10 protein-coding genes are annotated in these 14,493 nt (G+C 63.1%); 8 read left to right on the top strand and 2 right to left on the bottom strand.

From position 1 onward, the window contains the following. The first annotated feature begins 403 nt into the window (after positions 1–403). From ACVOK8_RS13325 to ACVOK8_RS13315, 3 genes are all read left to right on the top strand, one after another. Positions 404–3,145, top strand: coding sequence for a DUF2339 domain-containing protein (locus ACVOK8_RS13325; RefSeq protein ID WP_481567239.1), 2,742 nt, complete (start codon positions 404–406; stop codon positions 3,143–3,145). Further along, a complete protein-coding gene (locus ACVOK8_RS13320; RefSeq protein ID WP_481567238.1) occupies positions 3,142–4,527 on the top strand; it encodes a DUF3999 domain-containing protein in 1,386 nt (461 codons plus the stop codon). Before ACVOK8_RS13325 ends, ACVOK8_RS13320 begins: the two co-directional genes overlap by 4 nt. Positions 4,528–4,757: 230 nt before the next feature. Further along, on the top strand, positions 4,758–6,152 hold the full coding sequence (locus ACVOK8_RS13315) for a serine hydrolase domain-containing protein (RefSeq protein ID WP_481567237.1): 1,395 nt from the start codon (positions 4,758–4,760) through the stop codon (positions 6,150–6,152). A gap of 209 nt (positions 6,153–6,361) precedes the next feature. Here ACVOK8_RS13315 and ACVOK8_RS13310 read toward each other — a convergent pair whose 3' ends face one another. Next, positions 6,362–6,916: a GNAT family N-acetyltransferase gene (locus tag ACVOK8_RS13310; RefSeq protein WP_481567236.1), complete on the bottom strand. Its 555-nt coding sequence runs from the start codon at positions 6,914–6,916 to the stop codon at positions 6,362–6,364. Between the two features lie 81 nt (positions 6,917–6,997). On the opposite strand from ACVOK8_RS13310, the gene ACVOK8_RS13305 reads away from it, so the two are divergent. From ACVOK8_RS13305 to ACVOK8_RS13285, 5 genes are all read left to right on the top strand, one after another. Further along, entirely contained in the window at positions 6,998–8,176 is a 1,179-nt protein-coding gene (locus ACVOK8_RS13305) for a phosphoglycerate kinase (RefSeq protein WP_481567235.1), read from the top strand. Continuing rightward, positions 8,173–8,817 carry an HAD-IA family hydrolase gene (locus tag ACVOK8_RS13300; RefSeq protein ID WP_481567234.1) on the top strand — a complete coding sequence of 215 codons (645 nt, stop codon included), beginning with the start codon at positions 8,173–8,175 and terminating at the stop codon, positions 8,815–8,817. The genes ACVOK8_RS13305 and ACVOK8_RS13300 overlap by 4 nt, the downstream gene beginning before the upstream one ends. Positions 8,818–9,379: 562 nt before the next feature. Next, the gene (gene pyk, locus ACVOK8_RS13295) at positions 9,380–10,846 is read left to right on the top strand and encodes a pyruvate kinase (RefSeq protein WP_481567233.1); all 1,467 of its coding nucleotides are present in this window, start codon (positions 9,380–9,382) and stop codon (positions 10,844–10,846) included. 164 nt (positions 10,847–11,010) lie between these two features. Continuing rightward, the gene (locus ACVOK8_RS13290; RefSeq protein WP_481567232.1) at positions 11,011–12,015 is read left to right on the top strand and encodes a class I fructose-bisphosphate aldolase; all 1,005 of its coding nucleotides are present in this window, start codon (positions 11,011–11,013) and stop codon (positions 12,013–12,015) included. Between the two features lie 230 nt (positions 12,016–12,245). Next, complete coding sequence (locus tag ACVOK8_RS13285; protein ID WP_481567231.1) at positions 12,246–13,562, top strand: M1 family metallopeptidase; 1,317 nt, start codon at positions 12,246–12,248, stop codon at positions 13,560–13,562. A gap of 181 nt (positions 13,563–13,743) precedes the next feature. Here the strand turns inward: ACVOK8_RS13285 and ACVOK8_RS13280 are convergent, their stop codons facing one another. Continuing rightward, complete coding sequence (locus tag ACVOK8_RS13280; protein ID WP_481567229.1) at positions 13,744–14,334, bottom strand: O-acetyl-ADP-ribose deacetylase; 591 nt, start codon at positions 14,332–14,334, stop codon at positions 13,744–13,746. Positions 14,335–14,493: the final 159 nt, after the last annotated feature.

Raw genomic sequence — 14,493 nt, 5'->3', positions numbered from 1 at the left:
TCACCGCCTGTATGCGCAAATACCTGACCAGGCTCAATGCCATGAAACGTGACAACGCACCCTGGATAGCGGGTATAGCGGGAGGCGCTAAAGACAGTTGACTCCTACAAAGAGGCCGGCTGGGCCGCAATGCCGTTCCTACGCTGGCATTGCTCTGTAGGAGTGGCATAAGCCGCGAAGCTGAGGCTGCTGGAATCCTTGGTATCCATGCCATCTGATGATGTACCGGCTTCGCGGCTTACGCCGCCTACAAAAGGCGGCCTGCGTGGGCTCAAGGTGGCCTGAATGCTTCGGCCAACAGCATTGCGCCCAGGGGCTCGGCTGAAGCTGACTGGGCGCACCTTGCGTTTTCAGATGGCACGGATAAGGTGATGCAGCACGTTCAGGTGCACAAGGATGATCAATGGACGAGGGTTGGGTGTTGTTGATAGTGCTGCTGGTACTGGCCGCGCTGGCGATGCCGGTGTTGCTGGTGGCGGCCTTGGTATCGGTGTCTTCGCTCAAGCGCCGCGTGGCTGCGCTGGAGGAGCGTTTGGATGCTGTTGGCACCGAAGCCACACGGCCGCAGCGTGCCGAGGCAGTCCAGCCCTACGCATGGATGGAGCCGGAGGCCGATCCGGCTGATTCCATTGTCGAGCCAGTGGTGGCCGCTGCGCCTGTCTCCGCGCCTGAACCTATGGCTGCGGCGCCGGCGCCTCCACCCTTGCCACCCCGACTTGATCCGCTCGACCCGCTGGCAACCGCGCCCCGCCGTCCGGTGCCTGAACGCAGTGAGCCGGCCTCGCAGCAGACCTGGAAACCAGCCCAGCCCGCCCAACCGGCCGAACCCAATTTCATCGAACGTGCAGTTGCCTATGTCAAGCAATGGCTGACCAGCGGCAATGTGCCGGTCAAGGTTGGCATGTTGGTGCTGCTGGCGGGCGTGGCGGCATTGCTCAAGTACGCCACTGACCAGGGCTGGTTCACCGTGCCGGTCAGCTTGAAACTGGCTGGCATCAGTGCAGCGGCATTGGCCGGATTGGTATTCGCCTGGCGCAAGCGCGAAAGCCGTCGCAGCTTCGCCCTGGCGATGCAGGGCGGCATGATCGGCATCCTGTTGCTGGTGGTGTTTTCCGCCTGCAAGAACTACGGAATGATCGGCACTGGTGCTGCGTTCGCATTGAGTGTGGTGCTGATTGCCGGCCTGTCGGTGATGGCGGTGCTGCAGGAGAGCAAGACCCTCGCCATCCTCGGTGTGCTGGCCGGCTTCATGGCGCCGATCTGGCTGTCCGACGGCAGCGGCAACCACGTTGCCCTGTTCTCGTATTACGCACTGCTCAACGCAGGCATCTTCGCCATTGCCTGGGTGCGGCCGTGGCGCATCCTCAACCTGCTGGGGTTTGTCTTTACTTGGGGCATTGGTACCGCCTGGGGCGTGTTGAAGTACGCGCCAGCCAATTTCAGCAGCACCGAGCCATTCCTGGTGCTGTTCTTCGTGTTCTATCTGCTGTTGCCCTTGTTGTATGCCCGCAAGGCCAGTAGCGAAGGCAGTGCGCGCATCGATGGCTGCCTGCTGTTCGGCACGCCGCTGGTCGCGTTCTCACTGCAGGCGGCGTTGCTGCAGGGTGACCGCATGCTGTTGGCATTCTGCGCACTGGGCGTGGCCGCGCTGTACGCGGCGCTGGCACGCGCGCTGATCAACAACGAGCGCATGAATGTGCTGGCCCGCGGCTACGCCATTCTCGCCGTGGGCTTTGCCACCCTGGCGGTTCCGTTGGCCTTGTCGGCCAAGGCAACCGCATCGGTGTTCGCGCTGGAAGGCGCGGGTCTGGTCTGGCTGGGCTTGACCCAGGAGCGTCGCCTGGCCCGCTGGACCGGTCTAGGCCTGCAATTGGCTGCCGCAGCGGCATTGGCGATAGGTGTCTCGGGTAGCCATTCCAGCGCGACCATTGCCATCGCCAACGCGGCCTTCATGGGCGCCCTGCTGATCGCCGTGGCCGGCTTCGCCACCGCATGGTGGTACCGACGTGCGGGTAGCCAGCACGTGGCGACGGTGGCCTACCTGTGGGCGTTGGCCTGGTGGATGGGCAACGTGATCATGGAGATTGGTGATTTCGTCGAGGTTGGCAGTCGTCTGCATGCGGTCTTGCTACTGCTTGGTGTGACCGGTTGGTTGGCCGCGGAAGTGCAGCGTCGCGCACCGGCGCTGGCATTGTCCTTGACCACGCTGGGCGCGTTGGTGATGGCCTTCCCGGTGGCTTTCCTGCAGGTGTCGGAGTACGGGCAGCCCTTCGCTGGTTATGGGGCGATTGCGTGGGCGATGTTTGCTGCCTTGGGTGTACGTAGCCTGATGTGCCTGCGCGCTGGCAGCGGTGCGGTCGCCGGCCTGGCGCAGCTGGCCTGGTGGTTGCTGTGGCCGACTGTGCTGTCGTTGTTGGCCTGGCATGTGGGCGAACGTTTCACGCTGGCTGAAGGCTGGGTAGGCATGTTGCTGGCACTGCCGTGGCTGCTGCTGGCGGTGTTGTCGATGTACCGCTGGGCGTGGTTGTCGCAGCCCTTGGGGGCAGCGTTTGATGGCTATCGCAAGGCCTTGCAGATAGCCGTATTCGCAGCACTGGGCTTGTGGTGGCTGACCTCGCTGACCAGCTCCGGCTCGGCTGCGCCGTTGCCGTGGATTGTCGTACTGAATCCGCTGGAGCTGGCTGAGATCGCAGTGCTTGCCTTGCTGGCAATACGCCTGCGGCAGAATGCGGGCGCGGCAGCGTTGCCGATGCAATTGGTTGGCACGGCAGTGGCCGCGCTGGTATTGGTGACGGTGATGACGCTGCGTGCCGTGCATCACTGGGGCGATGTGCCGTGGAGCGACAGCTTGCTTGGCAGCAAATTGGCGCAGACAAGCTTGACCGTGGTGTGGAGTCTGCTGGGTGTGATTGGCTGGATCAGCGGTTCGCGTCGTGGCCAGTGGGGACTGTGGCTGGCCGGTGCCATCCTGATGAGCGTGGTGCTGGCAAAGCTGCTGCTGGTAGACCGCGGCAATCTCGGCGATCTATTGGGTATTGGTGCCTTCATCGCCTATGGACTGCTGTGCACCTTGGTGGGCTGGCTGGCACCAGCCCCGCCGCGACGGCTGGGTGCTGCAACAAACAACGAGGAAACAACCGCATGATCAAGCGCCTGCTCGTACTGGCCTTGCTGCCTTTCAGTGCTTACGCCGCCGATGACTTCGCCCGGCAGTGGCCGCTGCAGTTGTCGCAGCCCGATGCTGGCGCCTACCGGGTGCCGCTGGATGCGGCGGTGTATGCCGCCGTGCATTGGCGTGACCTGCGCGATGTGCGGGTGATCGATGCCGATGGCAAGCAGGTGGCCAGCGCGGTGTATGCCGCTGCAATGCCGCTGGGCGGCGCGCTGCGTATCGCCCCGTTGCAATGGTTTGCATTGCCGGCAGCCAGCGCGGGCGGCGATGAGGACCTGAGCATCGTGGTGGAGCGCGATACCGCCGGGAAAGTTGTATCCATCCGCAATTCGATGGGCGCGGCAACCGTGGCCGGCAGCGCTGACCCGGTGTGGCTGATCGATCTCGGCGACGAGGCCGGCAAGCTGCACAAACTGCTGGTTGATTGGAGCGACACGGCGGCAACCTTGGATCTGGGCTATCGCCTCGAAGGCAGCGACGACTTGCGCGGTTGGCAGGTGCTGGATCCGCAGGTGCGGTTGGTGCAGCTGCGCAACCAGGGCAACGAGCTGCGCAGCAACGGGATCAATGTTGAATCCAACCTGCGCTATCTGCGCCTGGTGCCGCTGCAGCGTAGCGGCGCGCCGCAGTTGCATGGCCTGCGCGGTGAGTTTGCCGATGCGGTCGAGGTTGGCGATTGGCAGTGGCAGGAACTGCAGGCTGCCGCGGGCGGCAACGGCAAGGATGGCTATCTGTACCGCTTGCAGGGGCGATTCCCTGTGCAGCGATTGGATGTAGCGATGCCGCCGAACAGCGCGGTGAGCTGGACCGTCTCCAGTCGCGATGAAGACCGCGCGCGAGCTGTCGATGGTGAGCCGGTGTGGCAGACACTGACCACGGGCTGGAATGCGTGGAACCTTAGTCAGGCCGGCAAGCAGCAACGCTCACCGCCGTTGGAAACGTCGGGCATCGTGGATGACCGGCAGTGGCGCCTGCAGGCAGAGCCCGGCGCGGTACCTGCTGCTGCACCAACCTTGCGTTTGGGTTACCGCCCCGGCAGCGTGGTGTTTCTTGCGCAGGGGCGCGCGCCTTACCTGTTGGTTGCAGGTAGTGCGGATGAGGGCAAGGCGCAGGCAGCATTGGATCCGATGCTGGCAGCCTTGCGCGCACACAACGGTGCGCAATGGCAGCCGGTCGCGGCGACGTTGGGCGCGGGTGCCCAACGTGCCGGCGATGCGGCCTATCAGCAGGTTGAAGCGCCGCGTGATTGGAAGAACATCGTGCTGTGGGTGGTATTGGTACTGGGCGCGCTGGCGGTAGCGGGATTTGCGTTCAGCCTGATCCGCAGCAGCCGTGCAGAAAGAAAGCAGAGCTGATGTAGTGCCGAGCCATGCTCGGCAGGGGCTTTCCCAATGCGCCTGACCGGAGTCCCTCCCTCCCTTTCGCAAAGCGAAGGGGAGGGCCGGGGAGGGGTTGGCTTTTGCTCTATTGGTTTATCTGCTTGGCGGCTGACGCCGCTCCTACAGTCTGGGTTTGTCGGAAGTTCTCTGCCGAGCATGGCTCGGCACTACCGGTGTTGCCGGAAATGGAAAGGATCGGTTGGCTTATGCGTTTGACGTCATTTGCGGTTGCAGTTCTGCTTGGTTTTTCGACTGCCGCAGCTGCCAAGCAGCCTTTTTCTGATGCCCACGCCGAGCAGGTCTTCGATTTATGGCTTGCTGCATACAACAGCGGTGAGCGCGATGCACTGCAGACGTTCCTGACCGACTACAAGGTGGGGCAGGAGGCGCAGCGCTTTCTGGATATCCGCCAATCACTGGGTACGTTCAAATTGCTGGGAGTCAAATCCAGCACGGTGGACAACGCGCAACTGATTTTGCTGTCGGAGATGACCGATCGTGGGGTGCTGGCGACGCTGGATCTGGATCCTGCGGATCGGCTTGATGTCACCAAGCTGCAGCTGGAAGGGATGGAGCTGCCGGACGAGTTCAAGCCACAGCGGATGTCACGGAGAGAGGTTCTGGCTGCAGGCAAGGCACGATTGGATGCCGCCCGCGCTGCCGACAACTTGTCCGGTGCATTGGTGGTGGCGAAGAACGGCAAGGTTCTGTTGGCCTGGCACGGCGGCGCCGCGGATCGCGAGCGCGCTGTTGGAGTCGATGAAACAACCCGGTTCCGGCTGGCCTCCTTGAACAAGATGTTCACTGCGGTGGCGATTCTGCAGCTGCAGCAGGCGGGAAAACTGTCGCTGGACGACACGATCGCCGCCCATCTTATGAACTATCCGAACCAGGAAGTGGCCAGGGCAATCAGCATCCGTCAGTTGCTCAATCACACCAGCGGGCTGGGTGATGTGTTCGGCGAGGAGTTCGAGAAGAGCTCGCAATCCCTGCGCACGTTGAATGACTACTGGAAGCTGGCCAGTGCCGCGGCGCCGAGCTCGACCCCGGGCAGTGAGGATGGCTATTCGAACTACGGCTACATCCTGCTCGGCTCGATCATTGAGGCGGTAAGCGGGCAGTCGTATTACGACTACGTGGATCAGCACATCTATCGTGTTGCGGGAATGAGCGCGACTGGCTCGGAGCCTGAGTCGACAACTGTTCCCGGACGCGCAGTCGCCTATGCCAAGGTAGATGGCGAGTGGGTGCAGGAAACAAAAACGCTGCCATGGCGCGGCACATCAGCTGGTGGTGGCTACAGCACGGTTGGCGACATGCTGAAGTTTGCCGAAGCACTGCGCGCTGGTCGGCTGATATCGGCCGAATCATTGACGCTGGCCACATCGGCGCAGAATCACAAAGCCTGGTATGGCTATGGCTTCATGGTCAGCGGGCAGGGCGCCGAGCGCCAGTACGGCCACGAAGGCGGCGCGCCAGGCGCTAACACGTCGCTGGTGGTGCTGCCTGAGCAGGGCTACGTGGTGATCGGCTTGAGCAATGTTGATCCGGGCGCGATGGAGAATGTGGTGAACTTCATCGTGCATCGCCTGCCGTTGTGACCGGTAGTGCCGAGCCATGCTCGGCAGGGGCTTTCTCGATGCGCTTGTGGGAGCGGCATGAGCCGCGAAGCTGGCAAAGCGACAACTGCCTGAGCCAACTGCAATTGCGGCCATCTTGTCAGTTTGCGTTGCACCAGCTTCGCGGCTCATGCCGCTCCCACAAGTGGTGTGGGTTGCTGGTGACACCCCCAGCCGAGCATGGCTCGGCGCTACCGTTTGAAATCCTGGCGCAGCAGGCCGTAGATGGCGCTGTCGCAGATCTCGCCGTTTACCTGCCAGCGTTCGCGGAGCAGGCCTTCGCGGACGAAGCCGAACCTTTCCAGAAGGCGGCAGGAGGGTAGGTTGCGTGGGTCGATGTCGGCCTCGATGCGGCGCAGCCCCAATTCGTTGAACACGTAGCCAAGTACCAGCTGCAGGGCTTCGCTGGCCAGGCCGCGGCCCTGCCAGTCGGGATGCAGGCTGTAACCGACCTCGGCACGTGCCTGTGCCAGATCCATGTAGAAGATGGCGCTGCTGCCAATCAACAGATCGCTGTCCGCGTCGGCAATGGCCCAGACCAGCATGTCCAGTTCACGGCGCTGGCGCTGGATATCGGCGATCTTCCGTTCTGCCTGTTCCAGTTCGGTCCAGGCCGGGTAGCTCCAATAGCGCATCACCCGGGTGTCGCTGTGGATGGCGAACAGCGCTGCAGCGTCGCCATCACGGACCTCGCGCAGGCGCAGGCGGGGGCTGGACAGTTCGGGTTGCGGCAGGCGTGGCGACATCCGGCGCACCTTGGGTTTGCCCCATCAGGCAGGGCGGGCGAGAATTGCGGTTTCCCCCATCTTTGCGGAGCTGATCCTGCCATGTCCATCGTTCGCATGACCGACCTCGACCTTTCCGGCAAGCGCGTACTGATCCGCCAGGATCTGAACGTGCCGATCGACGAGAGCGGCAAGATCACCTCCGAGCAGCGCATCACTGCCTCGCTGCCGACCCTGAAGCTGGCACTGGAGAAGGGCGCCGCTGTACTGGTGACCTCGCACCTGGGCCGTCCCAAGGAAGGCGTGTGGAGCGAAGCCGATTCGCTGGCGCCGGTGGCCAAGCGTCTGTCCGAGCTGCTGGGCGTGGACGTGCCGCTGGTCAAGGATTGGGTGGACGGCGTCGATGTGGCCCCAGGCCAGATCGTGCTGCTGGAGAACTGCCGCATGAACGTGGGTGAGGGCAAGGACGATGAGGCCCTGTCGCAGAAGTACGCCGCGCTGTGCGACGTGTTCGTGATGGACGCCTTCGGTACCGCACACCGCGCGCAGGCCTCGACCCATGGCGTGATCCGCTTCGCTCCTGTCGCCGCCGGCGGCCCGCTGCTGATGGCCGAGCTGGACGCGCTGGACAAGGCGCTGGCCAACCCGGCGCGCCCGTTGTTGGCGATCGTGGCTGGTTCCAAGGTCTCGACCAAGCTGGAACTGTTGTCCAGCCTGGTCAGCAAGGTCGACCAGCTGATCGTCGGTGGTGGTATCGCCAACACCTTCATCGCTGCCGAAGGCCACGGTGTGGGCAAGTCGCTGGTCGAGAACGATCTGCTGGATACCGCACGCAAGATCGATGCCGACGCCAAGGCGCGCGGTGCCGAGATCCCGCTGCCGACCGACGTGGTGGTTGCACCGGCCTTCGCTGCCGATGCCCCGGCCACGGTCAAGGCGGTCGATGCCGTCGGCGCCGACGACATGATTCTTGATATCGGCCCGCAGACTGCCGCGCAGTACGCCGAACTGATCGCCAAGGCCGGCACCGTGGTCTGGAACGGCCCGGTCGGCGTGTTCGAGTTCGACGCGTTCGGCAAGGGTACCGAAGCAATGGCCAAGGCCATCGCCAGTTCCAATGCGTTCTCGATTGCCGGCGGTGGCGACACCCTGGCCGCGGTCGACAAGTACGGCATTGCCAAGCAGGTCAGCTATATCTCCACCGGCGGCGGCGCGTTCCTGGAGTTCCTGGAAGGCAAGACCTTGCCGGCGGTGGCAGCGTTGGAGGCTCGCGGCTCGTGAGCCGCGACGTTTTCTTCTTCGATCTCGACGGCACGTTGATTGATTCGGCCGTCGGCATCACCCGCTGCGTGGCCTATGCACTGGAACAGATGGAGCATCCGGTGCCGGGCGATGCCGAGCTGCGCAAGTGGATCGGCCCGGCGCTGCGTACCAGCTTCAAGCCCTTGTTTGGCGACGCCCTGCGCGTGGAACGGGCGGTGGAGTTGTACCGCGAGCGCTTCGACGTGCACGGTTGGAAGGAACACGACATCTACGCCGGTATCGGTGATGTCGTGCAGGGCCTGCACGCCGCCGGCCATCGGCTGGCCGTGGTCACCGCCAAGAACGAGCCGCACGCGCGGCGCATCGTCGAGCACCTGCCATTTGGCGGCTGCTTCGAGGACATCATCGGCGCGACCGAAGATGGTTCGCGCAGCCACAAGCCGGAATTGATCGCCGAGGCCTTGCAGCGTCTGCAGTTGCAGGCACCGCAGTGCTGGATGATCGGCGACCGCCGCATGGATATCGAAGGTGCGCGTCACCACGGCATGCGCAATGTGGGCGTGCTGTGGGGCTTTGGTGGTCGTGAGGAGCTGGTTGCTGCCGGGGCTGGCGCGTTGGCGGCTACGCCGGATGCGTTGGTGGCGGTGTTGCGTGGCTGATTGATGGGCTTGGGGTTTTCGCGGCTCAGGTCCCCGGAGCCGCGAAGCCTTGAGTGCACAGAAAAAAATAGATTCGTCATTCCCGCGCAGGCGGGAATCGCTCTGGGCTTTTGACTCTGCTTCGGACGTTGCTGTGCGTCGGGCAGGGCGAAAGGCAAGAGCCAAGAGCGATGACCCGACGTTCGTCGGTTGAAAACCCCGCCTGCGCGGGAATGACGATCTGAGAGGTCTCAGGGGGAAGGGCCCGGACGTTCGCGCCGCAGCTTGTCACCCGATGTCCCCAGCATGTCTCCATCGTCAACTTTTCTTGCTGCATTGCAGCGTAACTTCCCCTCAAGCAAACACACAACAGCAACATCCGCGTGCTGAGCTATCCCTCTGGCTTATCGACCTATGCAAGTCAGCTATAGGTCCCGCGTTGTCATACCGTACGGTATGTCCAGACCGGTTGTCTGGCCTGTCTTTGGGACACAGCAGAAAGTGTCGTATGAAATCGTATGCGACATCGTTGTCATGCAATGGATGTGCTACTTTCGGCGGTCTATTAGGGAGACTACGCACAATGATTGAACGTCAGCGCCGCACCAAGATCCTCGCCACCCTCGGGCCGGCAACTGACGCGCCGGGCGTGCTGGACGATCTGTTCCGCGCCGGTGTCAACGTGGTGCGTTTGAACTTCTCCCACGGCGACCCGTCCGGCCAGGCCAAGCGTGCCGCCGACGTGCGTGCCGCCGCCCAGCGCGTAGGTGTGGAAGTCGGCATCCTGGCTGACCTGCCGGGCCCGAAGATCCGCATCGAACGTTTTGCCGAAGGCAAGATTTCGCTGAAGGCCGGCGACCGCTTCGACCTGATCGCCAGCACCTCGGCACCTGCCGGCGACACCAGCCAGGTTGGCGTGAGCTACCTCGGCCTGCCGCAGGACGTGGCGCCGGGCGATGTGCTTCTGCTCGACGATGGCCTGATGCAGCTGCAGGTTGTGGAAGTGCAGGGTGAGCGGATCATCAACACCGTGCTCAACGACGGCGTGCTGTCCGACCGCAAGGGCTTGAACAAACAGGGCGGTGGTCTGTCGCTGGGCGCACTGACCGAACGTGACAAGGAGCTGATCGGCATCGTTGCCAAGATCGGCGTCGACTTCATCGCCGTCTCGTTCTGCCGCAACGCGCAGGACATGAACGATGCGCGCGCTATCGCGCAGTCACATGGCTGCAACGCCGCGCTGGTGTCCAAGATCGAGCGCACCGAAGCCATCGAAAACCTGGAAGAGATCGTCGACGCCAGCGATGTGGTGATGGTGGCGCGCGGTGACCTTGGCGTGGAAATCGGCGACGCCGAGCTGCCGGGCCTGCAGAAGAAGATCATCAAGGCCTCGCTGGCGCAGAACAAGGTGGTGATTACCGCCACGCAGATGCTGCAGTCGATGGTCGAAAGCCCGATCCCGACCCGTGCCGAAGTACTGGACGTGGCCAACTCGGTCATCGACGGTACCGATGCAGTGATGTTGTCGGCTGAAACCGCGGCCGGTGCCTATCCGGTCAAGGCGGTCGAGGCGATGGCCCGTATCTGCCTGGGTGCCGAGCGCCAGTTCCAGACCGAGACCGACTTCAACGCCTCGCCGCGCAATCTGGAGCGTGCTGACCAGGCTATCGCCATGGCCACCATGTTCCTGGCCCAGCACGTGGGCGTGCGCGCCATCGTGGCGATGACCGAATCCGGTGGTACCGCCCGCTACCTGTCGCGCTTCCGCGCCAAGTCGCCGATCTACGCGGTCACCCGCCATGACGGTGCGCGCCGGCAGATGGCGCTGATGCGCGATGTGTTCCCGATCAACTTCGACAGCCGTGGTTTCACTCCGCGTGAGGCCGCGCGCGGCAGCATCCGTCTGCTGGTCGAGTCCAACCTGCTGGAGGCGGGTGATCGCGTGGTGTTCACCAGTGGCGAGCACATGGAAACCCACGGCGCCACCAACACCTTGCGTCTGCTGGAAGTGGGTAACGACGGCCGCGCCAGCGGTCTGGGCGACCTGTAAACGACGCCAGCAACAAGCCACCGCTCCGGTCATCAACTGATCGGAGCGGACAGGGTTTGTCCTGACATGACAGCCTGAAACCGGTTCCAGACCTTGCGGGCAGCCAGCCGGTGAGCGTGCCGGGCTATAATCCGGGTTTTCCCGCACGCTGTCACAGGAACCTCATGAGCATCGAACTGCTGGCTGAAACCGCCCAGGCCATGGTCGCCCCGGGTAAGGGCATCATCGCCATTGACGAATCCACCGGTACGATTGCCAAGCGCTTCGCAAGCGTCGGCATCGAGAACACGGAAGAAAACCGTCGTGCCTACCGCGAACTGCTGCTGACCACGCCGCGTCTCAACGACCACATTTCCGGCGCGATCCTGTACGACGAAACCATCCGCCAGTCGACCAAGGACGGCGTGCCGTTCGCCAAGTACATGGCCGACCACGGCATGATCCCGGGCATCAAGGTCGACAAGGGTGCGCATCCGCTGGCCGGCTGCCCCGGTGAGCTGGTGACCGAAGGCCTGGACGGCCTGCGTGAGCGCCTGCAGGAGTACTACAAGCTGGGCGCGCGTTTCGCCAAGTGGCGTGCAGTGATCAACATCGGTGAAAGCATGCCGTCGGGCACCTGCATCGAGTCCAATGCCCATGCGCTGGCCCGTTATGCCGCGCTGTGCCAGGAATGTGGTCTGGTGCCGATGGTCGAGCCTGAAGTGATCATGGACGGCGACCACGACATCGAGACCTGCTACGAAGTCACCGAAGCGACCCTGCGTTCGCTGTTTGATGCCCTGTACCAGCAGAACGTTGTGCTGGAAGGCACCATCCTGAAGGCCTCGATGGTCATCCCGGGCAAGGGCTGCGACGAGCAGGTTGATGTCGAGGAAGTGGCCGAGTCCACCGTGATGTGCCTGAAGTCGACCGTGCCGGCGATCCTGCCGGGCATCGTGTTCCTGTCTGGTGGGCAGAGCGACGAGCAGTCCACCGCGCACCTCAACGCCATGAACGAAGTGGGCACCCTGCCGTGGCCGCTGAGCTTCTCCTACGGCCGCGCCATGCAGCAGGCTGCACTGAAGCTGTGGGCCAAGGACATGAAGGGCAACTACGCCGCCGCACAGAAGACCGTGTACGAGCGTGCCAAGGAAAACGGCCTGGCTGCACAGGGCAAGTGGGAAGGCTGATAAGCCAACCCGCGTGAGTTGAACAGAACGCCGGCCAATAGCCGGCGTTTTTGTTTTTGTCTTTGCTTTTTGTAGGAGCGGCGTGAGCCGCGAAGCCGATGCAAACCAAACCACCATGATGGCTGCAATTGCAGTCAACTCAGGCGGCCGTTGCATTGCCAGCTTCGCGGCTTACGCCGCTCCTGCAACGCCGACGCCCTACAATCAGATTTTCCGTTGGGGATGACCGGATGCACCGCAGAATCGTGCTGGGACTGTTTGCATTGACCATCGCCGTACCCGCATTCGCTGCGGAATCACGTGAATCACGAGACTTCGATATCCAGCACTATGCAACCACGTTGGATCTGGATATCGCCGCTGGTCAGCTGCAGGGTGAAACCTTGGTGCGTTTCGACGCCTCGGCCCCACTGCATCAGTTGGTGCTGGACAGTGGCGAGCTGGTCATCGATTCGGTCACGCAGAATCACAAGCCGCTCAGCTTCCAGCAAGCCGATGGAAAGCTGGCCATCAGCCTTGCAACGACGTTGACCGCGGGCCAGCAAAGCAGCGTACGTGTGCACTACCGCGGCAAGCCGCGCTTTGGCCTGCAGTTCGCCGCCGAACGCAACGAGGTCTACACGATTTTCTCCACCAGCCAATGGATGCCGTCGGTGGATGCGCCGGACGAGCGCGCTACGCTGCAGTTGGCGCTGCGCCTTCCTCGCGACCTGCATGCGACGGCAGTTGGCGATGAACTGCCATCGCGCCTGCTCGGTGATGGTCGCATTGAACGCCGTTGGCAGCTGCGCAAGCCAGTGCCCGCGTTTGTCTACGGCTTTGCTGCCGGCCCATATCAGCACGCACGGCAGGGGCGCTTGCAGTTCTACTCGAAAGACCGCTCCGAGGCCGAGCTGCGGCAGGTGTTCGCTGCCACTGACGAGATGCTCGACTTCTTCGCCGCCCGCGCAGGCCTAGCCTATGAAGGCGAGTATCGGCAGGCGCTGGTCGCCAACACCATCGGCCAGGAAATGGCCGGCTTGTCGGTGATGTCGGAGGCCTATGGCAAAGGCGTGCTGGATGATCCCACCCAGACTGGCTTGATCGCCCACGAAGCCGCGCATCAATGGTGGGGCGTACGCGTGACCTGTGCGAGCTGGGAGCACTTCTGGCTCAACGAAGGTTTTGCCAACTTCATGACTGCTGCGTGGCTGCAACACGCGCAGGGCGAAGCGGCGTACCAGGCGATGGTGCAGGGCTGGGAGCAGCGGGTGCTGGCGCTGCGCGCAAAAGGTGCTGATAGAGCGTTGGTGTATCCGAACTGGGACAAGCCCAGCGCCGATGATCGTGCGGTGGTCTACAAGAAGGGCGCTTACGTGCTGCACCGCTTGCGGTTGGAATTGGGCGAGGAGCTGTTCTGGCGTGGTTTGCGCGAGTACACGCAGGCCAATGATGGAAAGTCGGTGGTTACGGCAGATTTCCAGAAGGCGATGGAGCGTGCGGCGGGGCGCTCGCTGCAGGGGTTTTTTGATGCCTGGGTTTACGGGGTAGGTGGCGAGCTGGGGTGATGGGTGTTGTTGCGAAGAGCGACCCCTCCCCAACCCTCCCCTTGCCTGCGGCAAAGGGAGGGGCTGTTTGTGCAGGTCGGACAGATCGCGGGTAGCCGCTCTTACCCCCTCCCTTTCGCGAAGGGGAGGGTTGGGGAGGGGTAGCTTTTGCTTTTGTTTGGCCGCTGAACAGCCAAGCCTCTCAATGCGCAGGCGCAAACCCACCCGCAAACGACGCCAGCACAGACCCCGTCTGCTCCTGCGCCGATCCAGCACTGGCCAAGGCCTGCTGATAGATCTTGAACGCAGCAGGGTTGTAAGCCACCAGCACAATCCGCGAAGGCCGCGCATGGCTCTTCTGCCAGGTCATGGTTTCGGTCGCGGCAATCACTGCCGCCGAATGCAGCGGGTAGCCATAAACCCCACAACTGATCGCCGGGAAGGCGATCGACTCCAAGCCCATCTGCTCAGCAAGCCGCAGCGATTGCCAGTAGCAATTGGCCAATAACGCTGCCTCATCATGGCGACCATCGCGCCACACCGGGCCGACGGTATGGAACACGTGCTTGGCCGGTAGGTTGTGGCCGGCAGTGGCGCGTACTTCGCCGGTAGGGCAGCGCACGCCTGCCCGCAGCTCGGGCAGCTGTTCGCATTCGCGCAGCAGGCGGGGCCCTGCTGCCCGATGGATTGCACCGTCCACGCCGCCGCCGCCAAGCAAGGTTTCATTGGCTGCATTGACGATGACGTCAACCGCCAGTTCGGTAATGTCGCCCTGCCAAACTTCAATGTTCATGGCCGTGATCTTCCGTTGCGATGTATGAGAAAAATGTGACGGCTACCGCCAGGCCGGGCACAGCTACAGTCTGCGCCCGGCCAGTCTCACCTGCTGTGATTTAAAGACGCGGAAACGCGCGAAGGCCGCATAGGCGGCCTTCGCGTTGCTGACGGATTA

Source organism: Stenotrophomonas sp. STEN083, assembly GCF_056759195.1.
This window is presented reverse-complemented; position numbering and strand designations above follow the sequence as displayed.